The following is a 508-nucleotide window of genomic DNA, read 5'->3' on the forward strand; positions in this document are numbered from 1 at the left end:
GCGTTCATGCATGTCCCGCCAGGGGCAACCCGTTCGTAGAACATGCAGCATACCATTGAGAAACTGGCGATTGTCTCCAGATGGACGTGCCCCACGTCCACGCTCAGGCGGCAGAAGCGGACCAATCATCGCCCATTCCTGATCCGTCAGATCGCCTCGTGCCACGCCTGTTCTCTCTGCCCGTTATCCCACAGCCAGGACGTGAATCAGATCTCAGGCAGATCGTATAGATCTTTTGTCAACGTGGTCTGAAGCCACTGCGATCAGGTTATTATTCAAGCCTCTCAATATAATTTTCTAAATACAAACTATATTCCGTTGCTAGGTAGTATTTTAGACATCATAACGAAGGACAGGCAAACGAAAATTGCCGTTAACGGCAATATACCCATTGGAGGCTAGGGCCTGTTAGATCTTGAATTTCTTCCCATATTGTAGGGATGGAAGAAGGAGACAGAACAGGCACCTTTACGGACGAGACATGGGCGATCTGGGAACCTCTGATTGA

1 protein-coding gene is annotated in these 508 nt (G+C 49.2%); it reads right to left on the bottom strand.

The window, feature by feature from the left end; translation table 11 throughout:
* Positions 1-165 (bottom strand): transposase (locus tag HKD24_RS15665; protein ID WP_194260975.1); only part of this gene is annotated, 165 nt, incomplete at its 3' end.
* Positions 166-508: the final 343 nt, after the last annotated feature.

It is taken from the genome of Gluconobacter vitians (assembly GCF_015244565.1).
Taxonomy (GTDB): Bacteria; Pseudomonadota; Alphaproteobacteria; order Acetobacterales; family Acetobacteraceae; genus Gluconobacter; species Gluconobacter vitians.